This is a genomic window from Rhodovulum kholense, from assembly GCF_003053725.1.
GTDB classification, from domain to species: domain Bacteria; phylum Pseudomonadota; class Alphaproteobacteria; order Rhodobacterales; family Rhodobacteraceae; genus Rhodovulum; species Rhodovulum kholense.
Genome location: NZ_QAYC01000018.1, coordinates 16,052 through 35,979 on the forward strand (window position 1 = coordinate 16,052; position 19,928 = coordinate 35,979).

Here is a 19,928-nt window from a genome sequence, read left to right on the forward strand (position 1 = left end):
GTCGCGCGAAACCGGTTCCCACCGCCTTCCGACATCTCTAGGCTGCAAGCACATGATTTGCGTCAAGGATCGCGGGCCGAAGCGCTGCGATGCTCGGCGTCAGGCGGGGAGGTGCCGAAGCGATGTATGCCAATATTCTTGTTCCCGTGGCAGTGGACCATGCGCCCGATCTGGCCGATGTGCTGGAGATCGCGCGGCGGCTGCGTGCCGCGGACGGGACGATCACGGTCTTGACCGTGGCCGAGGCGATCCCGCCCTACATGGCGCAATATCTTCCCGAAGGGCAGGAAGCAGAGACCCGCGCGACGATCAGAGCGGAACTGACCGGCGCGCTGGCGGGTGTCGGCGATGTCGAGATCCGGGTGGTGACCGGCCATGCCGGGATGACCATCGTCGACTATGCCGAACGCCATGGCGTCGACTGCATCGTCATGCATTCGCATCGGCCCGAACTGAAGGACTATTTCCTCGGCTCGACCGCCGCCCGCGTGGTGCGCCACGCCCCTTGCGCCGTTCACGTCGTGCGCTGAGCACCAACCCGACCCAGGACAGATCGGAGACCACCATGCCCCAGATCACCCCCCAGGCAGACCTGCAGACCATCATCACCACCTTCGAGGTGACGCCCGGCACCTGCCAGGACCTGCTGGACGAGTTGCAGACGGCGCTGGCCGAGTTCATCTCGAAGCAACCCGGCTTCATCGGCGCGGCGCTGCATGTGAACGACGCCCAGACCCGGATCGCAAACTATTCGCAATGGCGGCGGCGCGAGGATTTCCAGGCGATGCTGCGCAGCGACGAGATGCGGGTGCGCACCCGGCGCTTTGCCGACCTGTGCAAGAGCTTCGAGCCGGTGATGTACGAGGTCGCCGCCAGCTTCGACTGACGCGGCGGCGTCACTGGGCGGTCAACCTTTCGCTAACGCCTTGGAGCCAAGCCTGAGGCCGGAAGCGCGCATCAACGAATGAGGCAAAAGGGGGATGTTGCCATGACACCCGTCCTTCCCGCCGCTGCGGCGGCTCTGGCGCTGTGCCTGTCATCGGGCGCGGCCAAGGCTGATGATCTTCTGGAAGAATACGTGGCCACTATCGGCCCTCAGGATCTCTACAATTCCAAGGGGGCGCGGCTGACCGCGCCCTGGCAGGTGCTGCGTCAGGACCGCGCCAATTTCCACCGCTTCGGGCGGCGCGACCCCGGCGACCGGGGCGACCGCTTCTTCGCCAGCGCCGAGAACCGCGGTGCCATGGAACAGATGGTGATGCGCGGCAGCATCGACCCGGCCGCCGCGCGCGACCTGATGGCCGGAGACGCCACCGTGGTGGTCCGGATCTGGGGTCAGAACGGGCGCGGCGACCGCGTCACGGTCGGCGTGTCGCGCTGAGCGCCAGCGCCTTGGCAACCGCCGCTGCCTCGCGCAGCAATCGCATGGCGTGACGGCCGGGTGGCCCCGCCGGGCGCGCGGGGCTGTCGGCATCGGCCTCGATCCCGGCCCGCCGCGCCAGAAACAGCGCCCGGGGCGCGTGATAGCCATCGGTGACCAGCGTCACCCGCGCGATGCCCCGCGCCGCGAGGATCGGGCGGCAGAAAGCCAGGTTCTCGGCGGTGCTCCGCGCCCGGGTCTCGCAGATCAGCCGGTCGGGCGGCACGCCCGCAGCCCGGCAGATCGCCACGATCGCCTCGGCCTCGCCGCCCGCGCCCGAGGCCAGGATCAACGCCTCGGGGGCCGCGCGCCACAGGGCCGCCGCATGCTCGGCCCGGCGGATCAGCGCCGGACCCGGCTGGCCGGGCGCCCGCATCGCCGCCCCGAGAACGAGAAAGGCTCTGGTCATGCCCCGAACCTGCCGCGCCCGGGCGGCGCCGTCAATTCGCGCGCCGGTCCCGGGCCGGGCCAGACGGCTTGCGGCCCCGGCGCGCCGGGCTATTTGCCGACCATGGTCCTGCTGCCCGAAGATGTCCGCGCCTATCCCCGTCCGCCCGCGCTCGAACCCGTTGGCGAGACGCTTGAGGTCGTCTTTGGCGGCGCGCTTGTCGCGCGGACCCGGCGCGGTCTGCGCGTGCTCGAAACCCACCACGCCCCGACCTATTACTTTCCGCCCGAGGACGTGGCGCCCGGGGTGCTGCGGCCGGGCGCGGGGCGAAGCTTTTGCGAATGGAAGGGCCGGGCGGCCTATTTCGACCTGACCGCGGGCGGGCGCACCGCGCCGGGCGCGGGCTGGAGCTATCCGGACCCGACCCCCGCCTTCGCGGCGCTGAGGGACCATGTCGCCTTCTATGCCGGGAAGGTCGAGGCCTGCCGCGTCGGCGGCGTCGCCGCGACACCGCAGCCGGGCGGGTTCTATGGCGGCTGGGTCACGCCCAACCTTTTGGGCATCGTCAAGGGCGGCCCCGGCACCGAGGGCTGGTAGGGTTCAGTCGGCCAGCGCGGCCAGAACCTCTTCGGCCAGCGCGTCGATCTCGTCCGAGGCGGGGCCCTTGCGACCCGCCTCCTGCACGCCGAGGCCGCGGCCCAGCGTTTCGGCATAGGTCACGCGATTGGCCAGCCGCACAGCCGCCAGCGCCGCATCCATGCCGCCTGCCGTCTCGGCCACCTCGGCGGCAAGCCGGGTATTGGCTTTCAGCCGGTTCAGAACCACGATCGCGGGCTTGTCCTCGCGCCGGGCCAGATCCAGCACGCCCTCGGTCGCCCAAAGATCGACATGCGAGGCCGCGACCGGCACCAGCACCAGATCGGCGGCACGGAGTGCCGGGCGCAGATCGCTGTCGGCCTTGGGCGGCGTATCGATCAGCACCACGTCATGGGCGCGGGCCAGCTTGGCGGTCTCGTAGCCGACGCCCCAGGCCGACGCGGTCGAGAATTCCATGTCGGGCGCCTCGCGCCCTTCCAGCCGGGCCATGAACCAGCGGCCGAGGCTGCCCTGAGGATCGGTGTCGATCAGCGCGACGGCCATGCCCCGGCGCCGGAAGGCCACGGCGAGATTGGCCGCAAGCGTGGTCTTGCCCGACCCGCCCTTCTGCTGGGCGATGGTGATGATCGTGCCAGCCATGTGCTCCCCCGTCTGCCATGCCGCGCCGCAGAATACCGCAGCGCGCGAGGATGCACAGCCCCAATCCGCGCGGGCTCGATCCGCCCGGAAGGGCCTTTCTGTGCCGCCCCGGCCACAACGGCGGACGCGCCGCATGCCCTGGCGTCAGGCCGGGCGCGAGGTCGGCCGCCCCGTGCTAGGCTCGCGTCAGGCTTGTGCTTAACCCTGGGTTAACCATGTTTGACCGAAGCTTGCGGCGAAAGGAGCCCGCGATGCACCCCGGCGGTCCCCCTGCGTCCCGTCCGTCGCACGGCGCCCGGATCGCTCCGGCGGCCTTGGCGGCTCTTGCCCTTGCGCAACCGGTCTCGGCCGGGGCCTGGCTGAAGGAAAAGGGTGCAGGCCTTCTGTCCTTTTCCTACGAGGCGGATCGCGACCGGACCTATGGCAGCCAGTGGGGCTACGGCTCGCTTTATGGCGAATACGGGCTGACGCCCAAGCTGACGCTGGGGCTCGACGCGGGCCAGGGCGATGACGCCGACGACTGGAAGGCGATCCTGTTCCTGCGGTTCGGGTCCGGGATCGGCTGGCTGCCGGGGCGGCTTGCGACCGAATTCGGGGCCGGGGCGACGGGCGCGCCGGGCGGGCTGACCGAGCCGGTGATCCGGACGGGCCTGAGCTGGGGCACCGGTTTCACCACCCCCGACGGCAGCGGCTGGATCAATCTGGACGCCCGCACCGATACCCGCCCGCAAAGCGCGCTGGTCGATTACAAGCTCGACATCACGCTGGGCGTCATGCCCAACCCACGGACCCAGCTGACGCTGGAGCTATGGGGCGAGGATACCGCCACCGAACCGCGGACGGTCAAGCTGTCGCCCGCCGTCTCGCGCCGGATCGGAAAGGGCACCTGGCTGCGGCTGGGGGGAATCGTCGGGGTCCATAACGACCCGTCGATCGGCCTGGTGGTCGGCAGCCGGATCGAATTCTGACCGCTTCTGGCAACAGTGCGCGCCCTTGGCGGTCGCTGTCTCCTGCTCCAAGGGCAATTGCGCGAGGGCTTTGACGCCCCTCCGGCGCTCTGGCAAACTGACTTCGTCTATCTGCGTCTTGGTGGGGGCCATGGCAGATGTGACCGGACCGAAAGGAACGATCGCATGGGAACCCACTACGGTGGCAGCTCCAGCTTTGTCCCGCCGCAGGCCCTGGCCGCGTCTTTTGCCGCCGCGCCGCAACCGGCGATGCGCCGCTACGAAGTCCGCGGGATGACCCCGGACGGCACACCCCAGGATTTTGCCCGCGCCATGCCCGCCGACCCGCATGTCGACGAGGCGTTCTGCGCCTTTGCGCACGGCACCCTGATCGCCACCCCGCAAGGCCCGGTCGCGGTCGAGGATCTGGCGCCCGGCATGACCGTCGAGACCGCCGGAGCCGGGCCGCAAACGTTGCTCTGGATCGGATCGACCGTTCTGACCCCGCCGACCGACCGGCGCGGCGAGATCCCGGTTCTGACCCGGATCACCGCCGACAGCCTGGGGCTGGGGCGGCCGATGCCCGATCTGGTGCTTGGCCCCCGGGCGCGGATGCTGGTCCGCCATCCGGGCTGCCGCGCCCTGACGGGAACGGATGCCGCCTTCGCCCCCGCCACCGGCTTCGTTGACGGCATGGCGCTGATCGCGCTGCGCGTCGTGCGGCCGACCCGCGTCTTCCATCTGGCGCTGAGCGGCCAGCAGGTGCTGCTGGCCAATGGCGTCGAGGTGGAAAGCTATCACCCCGGCGAGAACGCCAGCATCCTGATCGACAATGCCAACCGGATGCGGTTTCTGTCGCTCTTTCCTCATGTCAGCGGATTTTCCGGATTCGGCGCGATGTCGGTCGCGCGCCTGACCGCCTTCGAACTGGACGGGCTGAACGCCGCCTGATCCCTGCCGCCACCGGAACGGGCCGACCGACGACCCGGGCGCCCTTGGTCAGGCGCTCTTGCTCAGCCGTGCCTCGAGCACGTCGAAGGGCACGCCCGGTTCATCCTTGGCGCAGCGGATCACCAGCGAGGTCTTGACGCTGGCCACGTTCTCGGCGGCGGTCAGTTCCTCAGTCAGGAAGCTCTGGAAGGTCGAGAGGTCGGGCGCCACGCATTTCAGGATGAAATCGACCTCGCCGTTCAGCATGTGACATTCGCGGACCAGCGGCCAGGCGCGACAGCGCGCCTCGAACCGGGACAGATCGGCCTCGGCCTGGCTTTGCAGACCGACCATGGCGAAGACCTGAACCTCGAAGCCCAGTTCGCGGGTGTTGATATCGGCGTGATAGCCACGGATGAACCCGGCCTCTTCCAGGGTGCGCACCCGGCGCAGGCAGGGCGGAGCCGAAATCCCGACGCGTCGGGCCAGTTCGACATTGGTCATCCGCCCGTCCGCCTGCAGTTCGGCAAGAATCTTGCGGTCGATGGCGTCAAGTCGGCTGCCGGGCATGGCTGCTCCTTCGGTTCTTTTTTCGCGGATCATATGCTTGCGCGCCCCTCCGCGCAATAATATTTCCCGGCCGCGCAAGATATATAAATTTCCCGGGCCCGGCCCGCAACGCAGATCGCGATCTGCAGACCGGCAGGGCCAACGGGAGCGCATCGGCACCCGTAGCGCCAGCCGGACCGGGCGGCAATACCGAAAACCGGCCGAATGGGCTCGAATCGCTTGCCGCAACGAGAACATTCGGCGAGGCTTGCCGTAGGGGTATGCTAGGGGGGTACATCCCGTTTCGGGAAAATTGTTATCTTTGCTGCCCCTTCCATTATTGTAGGAAGGAACATCATTATGAATACGAAAAGTGCCCTCAAGGGGGCAACCACGGCAGTCTGCATTCTGTTTGGCGCAGGGGCCTCCAGCGCTGCCGTCATCGACCTCGGCTTCGTGCTGGACGGGTCGGGCAGCGTGAGTTCATCGGACTTCAGCAGCGCGGCATCGGCCCTGTCGGCCGCTCTGTCGCAAATCCCGACCAGCGGCGAAAACCAGTACCGCGTGGCGGTGACCTCTTACGGCTACGGGTCCTACACGGCCGTCCCGCCGACGATCGTGACCGCGGCGAATATCGCCTCGATCCAGACCCAGGTGCTGAGCGCCTACAAGGACAACGGCGGAACCGACACCGCCGGGGCCATTACCTACATCACCAATCTTTTCGTCAACGACGGCGGGCTCGGCGCCACCAGCCTGATCAACATCACCACGGACGGGTCTCCGAACTCGCAGTCCGCTACCGAAGCCGCCGCGCTGGCCGCGCATACCTCGGGTATCGACGGGATCAGCTTCGAGGCGGTCGGCAGCGGCGTCAGCAGTTCTTCCGCGCAAGGCTACATGGCACGGATCGCGGGGCTGGGCACCAGCGGTGATGCGGATGCCGGGGTGATCGCGACCGATCTCGACAACCTGCCGAACGCGACGACGACGGGCTTCGTGATCCCGGTCGCCAATTTCACCGCCTATGGCGCGGCGATCGAGGCGAAGATCGGTCAGGTGATCGACGATACCGGCGGCAATACCGGCGTGGTTCCGCTGCCGGCGGCGATGCCGATGCTGCTGGCCGGGCTCGGCGCCTTCGGCTTCCTCCGCCGCCGCGGCGCCGCGGCCTGACCCAGCCGCCGACCTGTCCCGCAATCGGGGCGGGGCCGAACGGCCTGAACGCGACATGGGAAGGCCCGCGTCACCGCGCGGGCCTTTCCTGTCTTCGGTCCGGTCCGCAGGCGACCGTCACTCGGCCCGCTCGATCCGGACGAAAAGCTCGCGCTCGGCCACCCAGACGCCGTAGGACGTCACCACCTCGGCCTGGGTCAGCCCGTCATGGTTGGCCGGTGCCTGTGCCGGAGCCACATCGCGCGAGGGCCAGATCCAGGCCCCGCAGGGCCGCCGCGCGCCGCAGGCCGCCCGGCCCGCCTCGGCAAAGGTGGCCTCGTCCCGCGGACCGTCGCAGACCACCACCGAGATGATCCCGGAGCTGTCCAGAACCGCGCAATGCTCGGGCATCGTCACGGAGCCGGTCTGTTGTGCGGTATCCCCGCCCGCGGCGTCCTGAGCCCGTGCCGCAGGTGCCGCGGCCAATGCCAGGGCGACCGCCAGAATGACTCGATCCATCGAAAATCCTTCCCCCACTTGTGCAAAGCCCGGCCCGAAGCCACGTTTGCCATCCCCCATGGCCCCATTTATAAACGTCCGGGCATCAGAAAGGTATCTGCAAGTGACCAAGCAAAGACATGTCCGCGTGCTGATCATCGGGTCGGGCCCGGCGGGCTATACCGCCGCCGTCTATGCCTCGCGCGCGATGCTGGACCCGGTGCTGATCCAAGGCATCCAGCCCGGCGGCCAGCTGACCATTACCACCGAGGTCGAGAACTGGCCCGGCGAGACCGAGATCCAGGGCCCCGACCTGATGGTCAAGATGGAGGCCCATGCCCGTGCCATGGGCGCCGAGATCGTGTCCGACTACATCTCGCGGCTCGATCTGTCGAAGCGGCCCTTCACCGCCTTTGCCGACAGCGGCACCACCTATACCTGCGACGCGGTGATCCTCGCGACCGGCGCGCAGGCGAAATGGCTGGGCCTGCCTTCGGAAGAGAAGTTCAAGGGCTTCGGCGTCTCGGCCTGCGCAACCTGCGACGGGTTCTTCTATCGCGGCCAGGAGGTCGTGGTGATCGGCGGCGGCAATGCGGCCGTGGAAGAGGCGCTGTTCCTGACCAATTTCGCCTCGAAGGTCACGCTGATCCACCGCCGCGACACGCTCCGCGCCGAAAAGGTGCTGCAGAAACGGCTGTTCGCCCATCCCAAGGTCGAGGTCCTCTGGGACCACAATCTCGACGAGGTGCTGGGCAGCGAGACGCCGCTGGGCGTCGAGGGCATCCGGGTTCGCCATGTCGAGACCGGCGAGACCCGCGAGATCGCCTGCAAGGGCGTCTTCATCGCCATCGGCCACGCCCCGGCCTCCGAGCTGGTGAAGGACCAGCTTGAAACCCATATGGGCGGCTATGTGGTGACCCGGCCCGACTCGACCGCCACCTCGATCCCGGGCGTCTTCGCCGCGGGCGACCTGACCGACCACAAGTACCGTCAGGCCGTGACCTCGGCGGGCATGGGCTGCATGGCGGCGCTGGAGGCCGAACGCTTCCTTGCCGAGGCCGGGCTCGACGAGGGCAAGGACATGACCCTGCCGCTTGGCCATGGCGCGGAGGTTCCGCAGGAGGCGTGATCGCGTTCAAGGGTATCGTCTGGCGGATCCTGCCCGCCGAGCGGGCCGCCGCGCCCTGCGCCCCGGTCCAGAGCCCCGAGGGCCGGTTCCACCATTCGGGCCAGGCCGTGCTTTACGCCTCGCTCACGCCCGAAGGCGCGGGCGTGGCCATCGCCCGCTATCTTGGACCCGGCGCCGCCGCGCGGATGATCCAGCCGCTTTCGGTCTCGGCCGAGCGGCTGGTCGATCTGCGCGCCCTGCCCGATCCGACCCGGGCCTCGGTCGTCTGGCAGGATATCCGCGCCCTTGGCAGCCCCTCGCCCACCTGGGCCTTTTCCGACGCCGCGCGCGCCCGCAACGCCCAGGGCATGCTGTACCCGTCGCGCAGCCGACCCGAGCTGACCCATCTGGTGCTGTTCGACCCGGCCCCGCCTCTGGTCGCGCCCGCCGGAGAGGCGCGCCCCTGGCCCGAGCTGATGCCCGAACTGTCGACCGAGCCCTGAACCGCCGCACCGTCCCGGCACGACTGTTCCACGATGGGCGGAGCCGACACGACCCTGTTTCGCGGGCACTGCCAATCTGCGAAGAAAAGCGCATATATTGTCGAAAATCCGGCGCGCCTAACCTTTTTGAGAGATTCCCGGGGCAATGGCTTGCAACGCGCGCGGGTTGCGGGATAAGCCGCACCCGACCCGGGCCCACGGCCCGCCCTGCCGCGCATTCCGCATGAATCACCAGGTCCAGTTATGTCGATTTCAAACCTCGCTCCGATCCCCGAACTTTATGTCTCCCACGAAAGCGCCCAGAAACTGAAGGTCGAAGCCGGCGACCTGCCCAGCTGGGACCTGACGCCGCGCCAGATCTGCGATCTGGAACTTCTGATGAATGGCGGGTTCAACCCGCTGAAGGGCTTTCTCGACCAGGCCGATTACGACAGCGTGGTCGAGCGGATGCGGCTTGAGGACGGCACGCTCTGGCCGATGCCAGTCACGCTCGACGTCTCGACCGAGTTCGCCGACAAGATCGAGATCGGGCAGGACATTGCGCTGCGCGACCAGGAAGGCGTGATCCTCGCCACCATGACCGTGACCTCGCGCTGGGAGCCCGACAAGCATCGCGAGGCCGAAAAGGTCTTCGGCGCCGACGATCTGGCGCATCCGGCGGTCTATTACCTGCACCACACCGCGGGCCGGATCTATCTGGGCGGCCCGGTGACCGGCATTCAGCCGCCCGTGCATTACGATTTCCGCGCCCGCCGCGACACCCCGAACGAGCTGCGCGCCTATTTCCGCAAGCTCGGCTGGCGCCGGATCGTGGCGTTCCAGACCCGGAACCCGCTGCACCGCGCCCACCAGGAACTGACCTTCCGCGCCGCCAAGGAAGCGCAGGCCAACCTGCTGATCCATCCGGTCGTCGGCATGACCAAACCGGGCGATGTCGATCACTTCACCCGCGTCCGCTGCTACGAGGCGGTGCTGGACAAGTACCCGCAGGCCACCACCACGATGAGCCTGCTGAACCTCGCGATGCGGATGGCCGGTCCGCGCGAGGCGGTCTGGCACGGGCTGATCCGCAAGAACCACGGCTGCACCCATTTCATCGTCGGCCGCGACCATGCCGGCCCGGGCAAGAACTCGGCCGGCGAGGATTTCTACGGCCCCTATGACGCGCAGGAGCTGTTCCGCCAGTACCAAGACGAGATCGGCATCGAGATGGTCGATTTCCGGCACATGGTCTATGTGCAGGAACGCGCCCAGTACGAGCCCGCCGACGAGATCGAAGAGGGCGTGACCGTCCTGAACATCTCGGGCACGGAACTCCGCCGCCGTCTGGCCGAAGGGCTGGAGATCCCGGAATGGTTCTCCTTCCCCGAAGTGGTGGCCGAGCTGCGCAAGACCCGTCCCGCGCGGTCGAAGCAGGGCTTTACCGTCTTCTTCACCGGGCTTTCGGGCTCGGGCAAGTCGACCATCGCCAATGCGGTCATGGTCAAGCTGATGGAGATGGGCGGCCGTCCAGTGACGCTTCTGGATGGCGACGTGGTGCGCAAGCATCTGTCCTCGGAACTGGGCTTCTCGAAGGAACACCGCGACATCAACATCCGCCGCATCGGCTATGTCGCCTCCGAGATCACCAAGAACGGCGGCATCGCCATCTGCGCCCCGATCGCGCCCTATTCGGCGACGCGGCGCGGCGTGCGCGAGATGATCGAGGCCTATGGCGCCTTCTGCGAGGTGCATGTAGCCACGCCCTTGGAAGAATGCGAGGCGCGCGACCGCAAGGGGCTCTACAAACTGGCCCGCGAAGGCAAGATCAAGGAATTCACCGGCATCTCGGACCCCTATGAGGCGCCCGAGACGCCCGAGCTCCGGGTCGACACCACCGGGATCGACGTCGATAACTGCGCCCAGCAGGTGATCCTCAAGCTCGAACAGATGGGCCTGATCGCCGGTCGCTGAGGCCCGACAGCCCACCGGAACGACGCGCCGCCCCGTCACGGGCGGCGCGTTTGCGTTTCGGCCCGCCCCGCCGCGCCCTATACTGGCGCCAGGACGGGGGATGACATGACCGAGGCGAGGACGCCCGCAGTCAATATCGTGGTGGTGGGCCAGGCCGGGCGCCTGACCTACGAGGCTGTGCTGTTCGCAGCCTCGCTGCGCGCCGCCGACCCGGACTTTTCCGGGCGGCTTTTCGTGGCCGAGCCGCAGCCCGGCCCGCTTTGGCCCGACGATCCCGGAATCGCCGATCCGGCGGCCCGGGACCTGCTGCCCGATCTCGGGGCCGAGATCCTGCCCTTCGAGTCCCGGGTCTTCGGGGCCGCCTATCCCTACGGCAACAAGATCGAGGCGTTGCTGGCGCTTCCGCAGGATGAACCCTTCCTGTTCTTCGACAGCGACACGCTGGTCATGGGCGCGCTCTCGGCGCTGAAGATCGACTTTGCCCGGCCCTCGGCTTCGATGCGGCGCGAGGGCACCTGGCCCGTGCCCACCCTTTACGGCCCCGGCCCCGATGCGATCTGGCGGGCGCTTTACGCGCGCTTTGGGCTCGATTTCGACAGCTCGCTCGATCCCGGCCGGCCGGTCGATCACTGGCGGCGCTATCTCTATTTCAACGCGGGCTGGTTCTTTGCCGGCTGCCCGCGCCGCTTCGGACAGCGGTTTCTGGACTACGCCACCGCGATCCGCGACGACCCGCCGCCCGAACTGGTGTGCCAGCCGCTCGATCCCTGGCTCGATCAGGTCGCCTTGCCGCTGACGATCCATGCCGAGGGCGGCGGGCGGCCCGGACCGGAGCTTGACGGACTCGACGGCGACATCACCTGCCACTGGCGGCGGCTGCCGCTGTTCTATGCGCGCGAAAGCGACCGGGCGATCGCGGCGATGGAGGCGGCGGCGGCCCCCAACCGGATCAAGCGGGTGCTCAAGGCGCATCCGCCGATGCGGCGGTTCCTGTATCGCGGCAAGGGCGCCGAGGCGCGGGCGCTTTTCGACCGCGCCGATCTGCCACGAAAGGAACAGGCGATCCGCAACCAGCTGAAAAGAAAAAAGCTCTGGACCGACTGACGAGGACCCGATGAGACAGGACCTTCATGGGGTGATCCCCTATCTGCCGACGCCGCTGACCGAGACCGGCGAGGTCAACCGGCCGGTGCTGGCGCGGCTTTGCGATCATCTGATCGGTGCCGGGGTGCAAGGGCTTTGCCCCCTGGGGTCGACCGGCGAGTTTGCCTATCTGACGCGCGCGCAGAAAGCCGCGGTGGTCGAAACCGTGGTCGAGGCCGTGGCCGGACGGGTGCCGGTGATCGCGGGCGTCGCCTCGACCGCCACGGCCGACGCGGTCTCGCAGGCGCGGGACTGGGCGGCGCTGGGCGCGGATGGCATCCTTGGCGTGATGGAGGCCTATTTCCCGGTATCCGATGCCGGGGTCGTCGCCTATTTCACCGCGTTGGCCGAGGCTACCGACCTGCCGGTGACGATCTACACCAACCCGAATTTCCAGCGCTCCGACCTCAGCCTTTCGGCCATCGAGACGCTCAGCCACCATCCCCGCATCGCCTATCTGAAGGATGCCTCGACCAATACCGGGCGGCTTCTGTCGGTGCTGAACCGGGTCGAGGACCGGCTGGGGATCTTCGCGGCCTCGTCGCATGTCACGGTCGCGGTGATGATGATCGGCGGGCTTGGCTGGATGGCGGGACCGTCCTGCATCGTGCCCCGGCAAAGCGCCGAACTGTACCGGCTGTGCCGCGCGAAGGACTGGGAGGCGGCGATGGCGCTGCAACGGCGGCTCTGGGCGGTGAACGAGGCTTTCGCACGCCACAATCTTGCCGCGGCGATCAAGGCGGGGCTGACCTTGCAGGGGTTCGAGGTCGGCGCGCCGGTTGCGCCACAGGCGGCGTTGGGTCCGGCCGAATGCGGCGAGCTGGCCGCGCTGCTTCGCCATCTGGGCGCGTTGTGAGGACGGTGTCGGGGTATTTAAGCCAAGAAGAAGGACAGGGGTGCGCGCAGCTGCCGCCCGCCGGTCCGGCGTTCGCCGGGCGCGGGTACGCGCGGGACGGGTGTTCTTTTCAGGCGGCTCGTGTTGCCCGGTGCAAGGCGATGGCCTAATGCTTCGAAAAACCGGGAACAGGGGAGTTCCGATCCGATGAGCCAAGAGCGTCCGTACGGGTTCGATACGTTGCAGATCCATGCCGGGGCCAAGCCCGACCCGGCCACCGGCGCGCGCCAGGTGCCGATCTATCAGACCACCTCCTATGTCTTTCGCGATGCCGCCCATGCGGCGGCGCTGTTCGGGCTGAAAGAGGTCGGCTTCATCTATTCGCGGCTGACCAACCCCACGGTGCAGGTGCTGGCCGAACGGGTGGCGGCGCTGGAAGGCGGCGCCGGCGCGGTTTGCTGTTCCTCGGGCCATGCGGCGCAGATCATGGCGATCTTCCCGCTGATGGGGCCGGGGCGGAACGTGGTCGCCTCGACCCGGCTTTACGGCGGGACGGTCACCCAGTTCAGCCAGACCATCAAGCGCTTCGGCTGGTCGGCGAAATTCGTCGATTTCGACGATCTCGACGCGGTCAGGGCCGCCATCGACGACGACACCCGCGCGGTGTTCTGCGAGTCGGTCGCCAACCCGGGCGGCTATGTCACCGATCTCGACGCGGTGGCCAAGGTCGCCGACGCGGCCGGTCTGCCGCTGATCGTCGACAACACCTCGGCCACGCCCTATCTGTGCCGCCCGATCGAACATGGCGCGACGCTGGTCGTGCATTCGGCCACCAAGTACCTGACCGGAAACGGTACCGTGACCGGCGGCGTGGTGGTCGATTCCGGCACATTCGACTGGTCGGCCAGCGACAAGTTCCCGTCGCTCTCCCAGCCCGAGCCCGCCTATCACGGCCTGAAATTCCACGAAACCTTCGGCCCCGCGGCCTTCACCTTCCATTCGATCGCCATCGGTCTGCGCGATCTCGGGATGACGATGAACCCGCAGGGCGCGCATTACACGCTGATGGGGATCGAGACCCTGAGCCTGCGGATGCAGAAGCACTGCGCCAATGCGGTCAAGGTCGCGGGCTGGCTGGAAAACCATCCCAAGGTGGCCCGCGTCACCTATGCCGGGCTGCCCTCCTCGCCCTATGCCGAGCGTGCGAAACGGATCTGCCCCAAGGGCACCGGCGGGCTGTTCACCTTCGCGCTGAAGGACGGCTATGACGCCTGCGTCAGGTTCGTCGATGCGGTGCAGCTGTTCAGCCATGTGGCGAACCTGGGCGACACCCGGTCGCTGGTGATCCATTCGGCCTCGACCACCCACGCGCAGCTGACCGAAGAGCAGCAGATCGCAGCAGGCGCCAATCCCGACGTGGTGCGCGTCTCGATCGGGATCGAGGATGCCGACGACCTGATCGCCGATCTCGACCAGGCGCTGGCGCAGATCTGACGAAGCGGCCGCGTCCCCGCCGGGGCGCGGCCTTTCTCGCTGGGCCTAGTCGGCGCCGCTCAGCTCGAAGACCATGGTGACGGTGGCGCCGATCTCCAGTTCGCCCTCGGCCATCGGCATCGACTCGCCCAGCGCCCGGGCGGCCATCTTCATCGGCATCGGCGCCTCGGCCCCCTCTTCGGTCAGCGAGACCAGCGGACCAAGCCCCTGCCCCAAGGCCTCGGCAAAGAGCCGCGCCTTGCGCATCGCCTCGGCCACCGCGGCGCGGCGCGCCTCGTCCTGGACCGGGCCGGGGTCCTGCAGCCCGAAGCTGAGGCTGTCGAGCGTGTTGGCGCCTTCGCCGATCACCGTGTCCAGCAGCGGCCCGAGCCCGTCCAGCGCCCGCACCCGCACGGTGACGCCGTTCGAGGCGCTGTAGCCGGTGATCTTGCGATCGGACCCGCTGGAATAGTCGGTCCAGACCGGCGAAAGGCTGAGCCCCGAGGTCTGGATGTCGCGACCTTCAAGCCCGGCCGCGCGCAGTTCGGACAGCACGTCGGCCAGATCGGCCGAAACCCGGTCCATCGCCTCGACGGCGGTGCGAGCCTCATGGCTCACGCCCAGCCGGATCGTCGCCATGTCGGGTGCGGCGGTGGCGGTGCCGGTGCCGGTCACGCGCAGTTCGGGCGCGGCAGCGGCAGCCACCGGGACCGCCAGCACCGCGACCAGCAGGGCAAGGGGGGCAAGACGCATGAAAAATCTCCTCGTTCTTTCGGTCGTCCTTAGGTGGCGCTGGACCGGACTGCGGCAAGTCGCGGACGGTCACGCTTTGCCGTCCCCCCTTCTGCCGGTCGGCGGTTTCCTGCTATAGTCCGCGGGATCGAGCTATGGACCCGGGGCATAACCGGTGTAGAGAGCCGCAATGAAACCAGATTTCGCGCTGACGCTCTCCGAGGACGGGATCGGACTTCAGCACCGGGCCAAGGGCGGCTGGCGGTCGCTTGGCGACGTGTCCCTGCACGACCCGGGGCTGGCCGAGACGCTGCGGCTGCTGCGTGCCACGGCCGGAAACCTTGCCGACGGGCGGCCGCTGGTCAAGCTGGTGCTGCCCGACAGCCAGGTGCTGTACACGACGCTTCCCCTAGAGGGCGACAGCCGCGCCGAGAAGCGCGCGAGCCTGCTGCGCGGGCTGGACGGGCTGACCCCCTATGCGGTGAGCGACCTGATCTTCGACTGGCAGGAGACGGCGGGCGGCGCCAGGCTGGCGGTGGTCGCGCGCGAGACCCTGGCCGAGGCCGAAGCCTTTGCCCGGGCGCATCAGTTCGACCCGGTCTGTTTCGTCGCCCGGCCGCCCGCCTCGAAATTCGAGGGCGAGGCGTTCTTCGGACCCACTGCCGCAGCCGCTTCGTTGCTGACCGGGGGCGAGCGCGCCGAACCCGAACGCGCGCCGCAAAAGGCTCCGAAGGCCGAAACCGCGCCGCGCCGCAAGGCGCCCCCGCCCGACGAAGCCGAAAAGCCAGCAAAGCCGCCTCAACCGGCGATCGACCCGGCGCCGGTTCCGGCGGCCTTTGGCTCCGATCCCGCGCGGGCCGACGGCGCGGCCGCCTCGATCGGACCCAACGCCCCGGCAGAGGCCAAAACGGCCCAACGCCCCGCCGCGCCCGGCCCGACACGTATTCCGGGCGCATCGGCTCAAGCCGAAGTTCGCCTCTCCGCGCCGGACCGGCGCCCGGCGCCCGAGATCGCGGCCCCGGCGGTCGCGCCTGCCACCGCAGCGAGCCCAACTGTCACGGCCCCCGCACAGCGCCCCGCGATCCCTGCGCCCGCCTCGCGCCCGGGACCTCAGCGGCGCGTTGCGGCCCAGGGCGCAGGGGCGGCGCCGCGGCCGCTCGGCGGGCTCGACCTCCGCGCCGCCGAGCGCCCGTCTTCCGGGCCGGACCTGGGACAGATCCTCAAGCTGGGCGGCGCCGGACTGGCCGTGGCGGCGGCACTGGTCCTTGGCGCCCTGGTCCTGACCCGCGGCGAGGATGCACCGCCCCCCGCGGCCAATCTGTCGCCAGCCTCGGGGTCCGCTTCGACAACGTCCGACAGCGGCACGGCGGGTCCGCAGGCGCCGGACGGCGTCGGCCCTGATATCGGTCTGGAAGAAGATGACAGCTTCTCGCCGGATGACGGGCTCGATCCCGTCCCGGAAGCGCTTCCCGAGACCGAAACCGACGACGGCGCGCCGGACCCGGCCCCCGATACGTCCGGAGCGGTTGAAGAGGGCGCCACCGATCCCGCATCCGCCGGCCCGACCGAGGCCCCCCCACCGCCCGAAGCTCTGGTTCCCGCACCGCTGACGGCTGCCGAGGCGCTGGAAGCCTATGCCAGCACCGGGATCTGGCAGCGCGCGCCCGATCCCTTGGGTGCCCCGCCGCAGGACCGGATCGAGGATCTTTTCGTCGCCGGAATCGACCCGCCGCCGCGCCCGCCCGAAGCCGAAGACCTGCCCGATCCGCAGATCGCGCGCGCGGTCGATCAGGCGCTGCCGATGCAAGCCGACCCGCCCGGACCCGACCAGACCTTCGAGCTGGACGCGCGCGGCCTCGTCGAGGCGACGCCCGAAGGCGCGCTGACCCCCGAGGGTGTCACCGTTCATGCCGGGTCGCCCGCCGTGGTGCCGCCAGCGCGGCCCGACGGGCTGGTACCGGAGCCCGAACCGGTTGCGGTGCCCGCGCCCGGCGATACCGCCGCAGGCGCCGAGATTACCACCGAAGGGGTGCCGGTCTATGACGCGCGCCCCGAGGTCACGCCACCCGGCCGTCCCGCCGACGCAGCCCCCGATGCCGGCTCCGATACTGGCCCCGATACTGGCCGCAACACCCCGGCCCCGGACGCAGCCAGCCCCGAGGAGTCGCCTTCGGATCAGGCCTCGCAAGCCGATCGCGACGTCGCACCGAACGATGCGTCCCGGGCCGAAACCGCCGGGACCGAGCCCGAGATCGTCGTCTCTGCCGGAGCGCCCACGCCGCGCCCGCCAGCGCGCCCGAGCAACGAAACGGCCCCAGCGACCGAAAGCGCCACGGATGCGACGCCCGCCGTCATCCCCGCCGATCCGGCGGTGGCCGCGCGGCTGGCCGGGCGGCTTCCCCGCGCCCGTCCTGACACGCTTCTGGCCCGGACAGAGCCCCCCGCAGAGGCAGAGGCGCCCGGCCTGCATCCGCGCGCCCGCCCCGGCGATCTGGCAGCGGTCGCGGATGCGCCCGCGCTCGATACCGACGCCGCGGTCACAGCCGCGCTGGAGGATCTTGCCGATGGCGAAGGCGAGGCCGAGGCCTCGGCAGATCTGCCCGAAAACGCGCTCGTCGCCTCATTGCGTCCGGCCTCGCGGCCGTCGGATTTCGAAGAGCGCGCCGTTGCCGCGGCGCCCGCCGTCCCGGCGGCGGCCGCCGCCGTCGCCCCCTCGGTGCCCACCACCGCCTCGGTCGCCAAGCAAGCCACCCTGCCCGACGCGATCAACCTGCGCGATCTGAACCTGATCGGCGTCTTCGGCTCGTCAGCCGACCGCCGCGCCCTGCTGCGGTTGCCGTCCGGCCGCTTCGTCAAGGTCAAGGTCGGCGACAGCATCGACGGCGGCCAGGTCGCCGCCATCGGCGAAACCCAGCTGCGCTATGTCAAGCACGGCCGCAACATCGTGCTGGACCTGCCGGGCGGCTGATCCGGCCGATTTCCGCGACACCGGGTGCAAACCTCGCTTGGGGGATGCCGGCGTCCCCCCTATGCTTTGACGAAATCGCTTTTCTGATGCCCGGATTCCCCCAGATATGGATGCCTTCCTGCTTCCCGCCCTGATCTGTCTCGCCGCGGCGGTGATCGCCGTCCCGCTGGCCGCGCGGCTGGGGCTGGGCTCGGTTCTCGGCTATCTCGCGGCCGGCATCGCCATCGGCCCGGCGCTGGGCCTCGTCGGGGCCGAGGTCGAGGATATCCGCCATGTCGCCGAATTCGGCGTGGTGCTGATGCTGTTCCTGATCGGGCTCGAACTGGAACCTAAGGTGCTTTGGCGGATGCGCACCCGGCTGGTCGGGCTTGGCGGGCTGCAGGTGACGCTGACAACGCTGGCGATCATGGCGGCGGCCATCCCGGCGCTGGGGCTCGGCTGGGAACAGGCGCTGGCGGTGGGGCTGGTCTTTGCGCTGTCCTCGACCGCCATCGTGCTGCAGACCCTGAGCGAAAAGGGGCTGATGCCGACCAATGGCGGGCGGGCGAGCTTTTCGGTGCTGCTGGCCCAGGACATCGCGGTGATCCCGATGCTGGTCGCGCTGCCGCTGCTGGTGGCCGCGCCCAAGGCCCGGATCGCCCCCGACGGGTCGGTGGTGCGCCCGGCCCTGGAGGCCGCCCAGCCGCCCCATGGCGCCGAGCACCTGTCGCTGGTCGCCGGGCTGCCGGGCTGGGGGGTGGCGCTGGTGACGCTGGGCGCGGTCGCGGTGGTGATCCTGGCCGGGCATTACCTGATCCGGCCGGTCTTCCGCTTTGTCAGCATGGCGCATCTGCGCGAGATGTACACGGCGCTCGCGCTGCTGCTGGTGATCGGCATCGCGGTCCTGATGGGCATGGTTGGCCTCTCGCCCGCGCTTGGCACCTTCCTGGCGGGCGTGGTGCTGGCCGATTCCGAGTTCCGCCACGATCTTGAAGGCAATATCGAGCCTTTCAAGGGTCTGCTGCTGGGGCTGTTCTTCATCACCGTGGGCGCGGGCATCGACTTTCAGGTGCTGCTGGCCGACCCGCTGGGGATCTTTGCGCTGGCGCTGGGCGTGATGGTCATCAAGGGGCTGGTGCTGGCCGCCCTGGGCCGGCTTTTCCGGCTGAAGGGACGGGATCGCTGGCTCTTCACCCTCGGTCTGGCCCAGGCCGGCGAATTCGGCTTCGTGATCCTCGGGCTCGCCGTCCAGCAGGACGTGCTGTCCGAACGCCTGACCCAGACGCTGTTGCTGGTGATCGCGCTGACAATGCTGATGACGCCGCTATTCTTCTTCGTCTACGAGATGGTGTCGCGGCGGCTTTCGGTGGCCGGGATCGGTCCCGACCATGCCCCGGACGAAATCGACGAACGCAACCCGATCCTGATCGCCGGGATCGGCCGGTTCGGGCAGGTGGTCCAGCGCATGCTGCAGATGTCGGGCTTTCGCGCGACCATGCTCGACGACGACCTGGCCACCATCAACCTGATGCGCAAGTTCGGCATCAAGGGGTTTTTCGGCAACCCGACCCGCCCCGAGACGCTGATGGCCGCCGGGCTGGGGACGGCGCAGGTCTTCGTGGTGGCGCTGGACGATCCGGCAGCGACGACGCGGGTAGTGATCTTCGCCCGGCGGGTGCGGCCCGATCTGACGATCATCGCGCGCGCCCGCGACCGGGCGCATGCCTACGAGCTGTACCGGGCCGGGGCCGACAAGATCGTGCGCGAACTCTTCGACAGTTCGCTGCGCGTGGCGCGCTATTCGCTGGAGGCGATGGGGCTCAGCAGCACCGAGGCACGCGAGCGCGAAAGCGCCTATTACGACTTCGACCGGCGGATGGTGAGGGAACTGGCCGATCTGTGGAAACCCGGCGTGCCCGCCGAAAAGAACGAGGGCTATCTGCGCCGCGCCCGCGAGCTGAACGGCGAACTCGACACCGCGCTGCTGTCGCGCACGGCCCATCGCCGCGCCACCGATCCGGCGCCGCGCCCGTCCCCGGAAGAGACGCCGCCCGACAGTTCGATCGCCTCGGCCGATGCCCCCGAAGATTTCGCCGACCGGGCCTGAAGAC

General features: G+C 69.1%; 20 protein-coding genes. 15 read left to right on the top strand and 5 right to left on the bottom strand.

Annotation, left to right across the window (positions count from 1 at the left end):
- The first annotated feature begins 122 nt into the window (after positions 1 to 122).
- From C8N38_RS17780 to C8N38_RS17790, 3 genes are all read left to right on the top strand, one after another.
- Complete coding sequence (locus C8N38_RS17780; RefSeq protein ID WP_108028523.1) at positions 123 to 530, top strand: universal stress protein; 408 nt, start codon at positions 123 to 125, stop codon at positions 528 to 530.
- 35 nt (positions 531 to 565) lie between these two features.
- Positions 566 to 886: an antibiotic biosynthesis monooxygenase family protein gene (locus C8N38_RS17785; RefSeq protein ID WP_108028487.1), complete on the top strand. Its 321-nt coding sequence runs from the start codon at positions 566 to 568 to the stop codon at positions 884 to 886.
- A 102-nt stretch (positions 887 to 988) separates the two neighbouring features.
- Complete coding sequence (locus tag C8N38_RS17790; protein ID WP_108028488.1) at positions 989 to 1,381, top strand: hypothetical protein; 393 nt, start codon at positions 989 to 991, stop codon at positions 1,379 to 1,381.
- Here the strand turns inward: C8N38_RS17790 and C8N38_RS17795 are convergent.
- Positions 1,359 to 1,829: a YdcF family protein gene (locus C8N38_RS17795; RefSeq protein ID WP_108028489.1), complete on the bottom strand. Its 471-nt coding sequence runs from the start codon at positions 1,827 to 1,829 to the stop codon at positions 1,359 to 1,361. The two genes, C8N38_RS17790 and C8N38_RS17795, sit on opposite strands and share 23 nt — an antisense overlap.
- 102 nt (positions 1,830 to 1,931) lie before the next feature.
- On the opposite strand from C8N38_RS17795, the gene C8N38_RS17800 reads away from it, so the two are divergent.
- A complete protein-coding gene (locus C8N38_RS17800) occupies positions 1,932 to 2,405 on the top strand; it encodes a DUF427 domain-containing protein (protein WP_108028524.1) in 474 nt (157 codons plus the stop codon).
- Between the two features lie 3 nt (positions 2,406 to 2,408).
- Here the strand turns inward: C8N38_RS17800 and parA are convergent, their stop codons facing one another.
- Positions 2,409 to 3,044 carry a ParA family partition ATPase gene (gene parA, locus C8N38_RS17805; RefSeq protein WP_108028490.1) on the bottom strand — a complete coding sequence of 212 codons (636 nt, stop codon included), beginning with the start codon at positions 3,042 to 3,044 and terminating at the stop codon, positions 2,409 to 2,411.
- Between the two features lie 314 nt (positions 3,045 to 3,358).
- Here parA and C8N38_RS17810 point away from each other — a divergent pair, with 314 nt between their 5' ends.
- The gene (locus C8N38_RS17810; protein WP_158272379.1) at positions 3,359 to 4,012 is read left to right on the top strand and encodes a hypothetical protein; all 654 of its coding nucleotides are present in this window, start codon (positions 3,359 to 3,361) and stop codon (positions 4,010 to 4,012) included.
- 165 nt (positions 4,013 to 4,177) lie between these two features.
- Positions 4,178 to 4,942, top strand: a complete 765-nt coding sequence (locus C8N38_RS17815; RefSeq protein WP_108028492.1) for a Hint domain-containing protein — start codon at positions 4,178 to 4,180, stop codon at positions 4,940 to 4,942.
- Positions 4,943 to 4,990: 48 nt separating this feature from the next.
- Here C8N38_RS17815 and C8N38_RS17820 read toward each other — a convergent pair whose 3' ends face one another.
- Complete coding sequence (locus C8N38_RS17820; RefSeq protein ID WP_108028493.1) at positions 4,991 to 5,491, bottom strand: Lrp/AsnC family transcriptional regulator; 501 nt, start codon at positions 5,489 to 5,491, stop codon at positions 4,991 to 4,993.
- A gap of 339 nt (positions 5,492 to 5,830) precedes the next feature.
- Between C8N38_RS17820 and C8N38_RS17825 the strand changes: the two genes are divergently transcribed.
- The gene (locus C8N38_RS17825) at positions 5,831 to 6,646 is read left to right on the top strand and encodes a VPLPA-CTERM sorting domain-containing protein (RefSeq protein WP_108028494.1); all 816 of its coding nucleotides are present in this window, start codon (positions 5,831 to 5,833) and stop codon (positions 6,644 to 6,646) included.
- A 117-nt stretch (positions 6,647 to 6,763) separates the two neighbouring features.
- On the opposite strand, the gene C8N38_RS17830 is transcribed toward C8N38_RS17825, so the two are convergent.
- Positions 6,764 to 7,144, bottom strand: coding sequence for a hypothetical protein (locus tag C8N38_RS17830; protein WP_146176306.1), 381 nt, complete (start codon positions 7,142 to 7,144; stop codon positions 6,764 to 6,766).
- A 103-nt stretch (positions 7,145 to 7,247) separates the two neighbouring features.
- Here C8N38_RS17830 and trxB point away from each other — a divergent pair, with 103 nt between their 5' ends.
- From trxB to C8N38_RS17860, 6 genes are all read left to right on the top strand, one after another.
- Positions 7,248 to 8,252, top strand: coding sequence for a thioredoxin-disulfide reductase (gene trxB, locus C8N38_RS17835; RefSeq protein ID WP_245895793.1), 1,005 nt, complete (start codon positions 7,248 to 7,250; stop codon positions 8,250 to 8,252).
- The gene (locus tag C8N38_RS17840) at positions 8,249 to 8,734 is read left to right on the top strand and encodes an RES family NAD+ phosphorylase (protein WP_108028497.1); all 486 of its coding nucleotides are present in this window, start codon (positions 8,249 to 8,251) and stop codon (positions 8,732 to 8,734) included. The genes trxB and C8N38_RS17840 overlap by 4 nt, the downstream gene beginning before the upstream one ends.
- Positions 8,735 to 8,977: 243 nt before the next feature.
- Complete coding sequence (locus tag C8N38_RS17845) at positions 8,978 to 10,687, top strand: bifunctional sulfate adenylyltransferase/adenylylsulfate kinase (RefSeq protein ID WP_108028498.1); 1,710 nt, start codon at positions 8,978 to 8,980, stop codon at positions 10,685 to 10,687.
- 105 nt (positions 10,688 to 10,792) lie between these two features.
- Positions 10,793 to 11,791: a hypothetical protein gene (locus C8N38_RS17850; RefSeq protein WP_108028499.1), complete on the top strand. Its 999-nt coding sequence runs from the start codon at positions 10,793 to 10,795 to the stop codon at positions 11,789 to 11,791.
- A 10-nt stretch (positions 11,792 to 11,801) separates the two neighbouring features.
- On the top strand, positions 11,802 to 12,686 hold the full coding sequence (locus C8N38_RS17855) for a dihydrodipicolinate synthase family protein (RefSeq protein WP_108028500.1): 885 nt from the start codon (positions 11,802 to 11,804) through the stop codon (positions 12,684 to 12,686).
- Between the two features lie 186 nt (positions 12,687 to 12,872).
- A complete protein-coding gene (locus C8N38_RS17860) occupies positions 12,873 to 14,159 on the top strand; it encodes an O-acetylhomoserine aminocarboxypropyltransferase/cysteine synthase family protein (RefSeq protein WP_108028501.1) in 1,287 nt (428 codons plus the stop codon).
- 45 nt (positions 14,160 to 14,204) lie between these two features.
- On the opposite strand, the gene C8N38_RS17865 is transcribed toward C8N38_RS17860, so the two are convergent.
- Entirely contained in the window at positions 14,205 to 14,891 is a 687-nt protein-coding gene (locus tag C8N38_RS17865; protein WP_108028502.1) for an SIMPL domain-containing protein, read from the bottom strand.
- 169 nt (positions 14,892 to 15,060) lie between these two features.
- On the opposite strand from C8N38_RS17865, the gene C8N38_RS21450 reads away from it, so the two are divergent.
- Both C8N38_RS21450 and C8N38_RS17875 read left to right on the top strand, forming a co-directional pair.
- Entirely contained in the window at positions 15,061 to 17,838 is a 2,778-nt protein-coding gene (locus C8N38_RS21450; protein ID WP_158272380.1) for a hypothetical protein, read from the top strand.
- A 106-nt stretch (positions 17,839 to 17,944) separates the two neighbouring features.
- Positions 17,945 to 19,924: a cation:proton antiporter domain-containing protein gene (locus tag C8N38_RS17875; RefSeq protein WP_108028503.1), complete on the top strand. Its 1,980-nt coding sequence runs from the start codon at positions 17,945 to 17,947 to the stop codon at positions 19,922 to 19,924.
- Positions 19,925 to 19,928 lie beyond the last annotated feature (4 nt).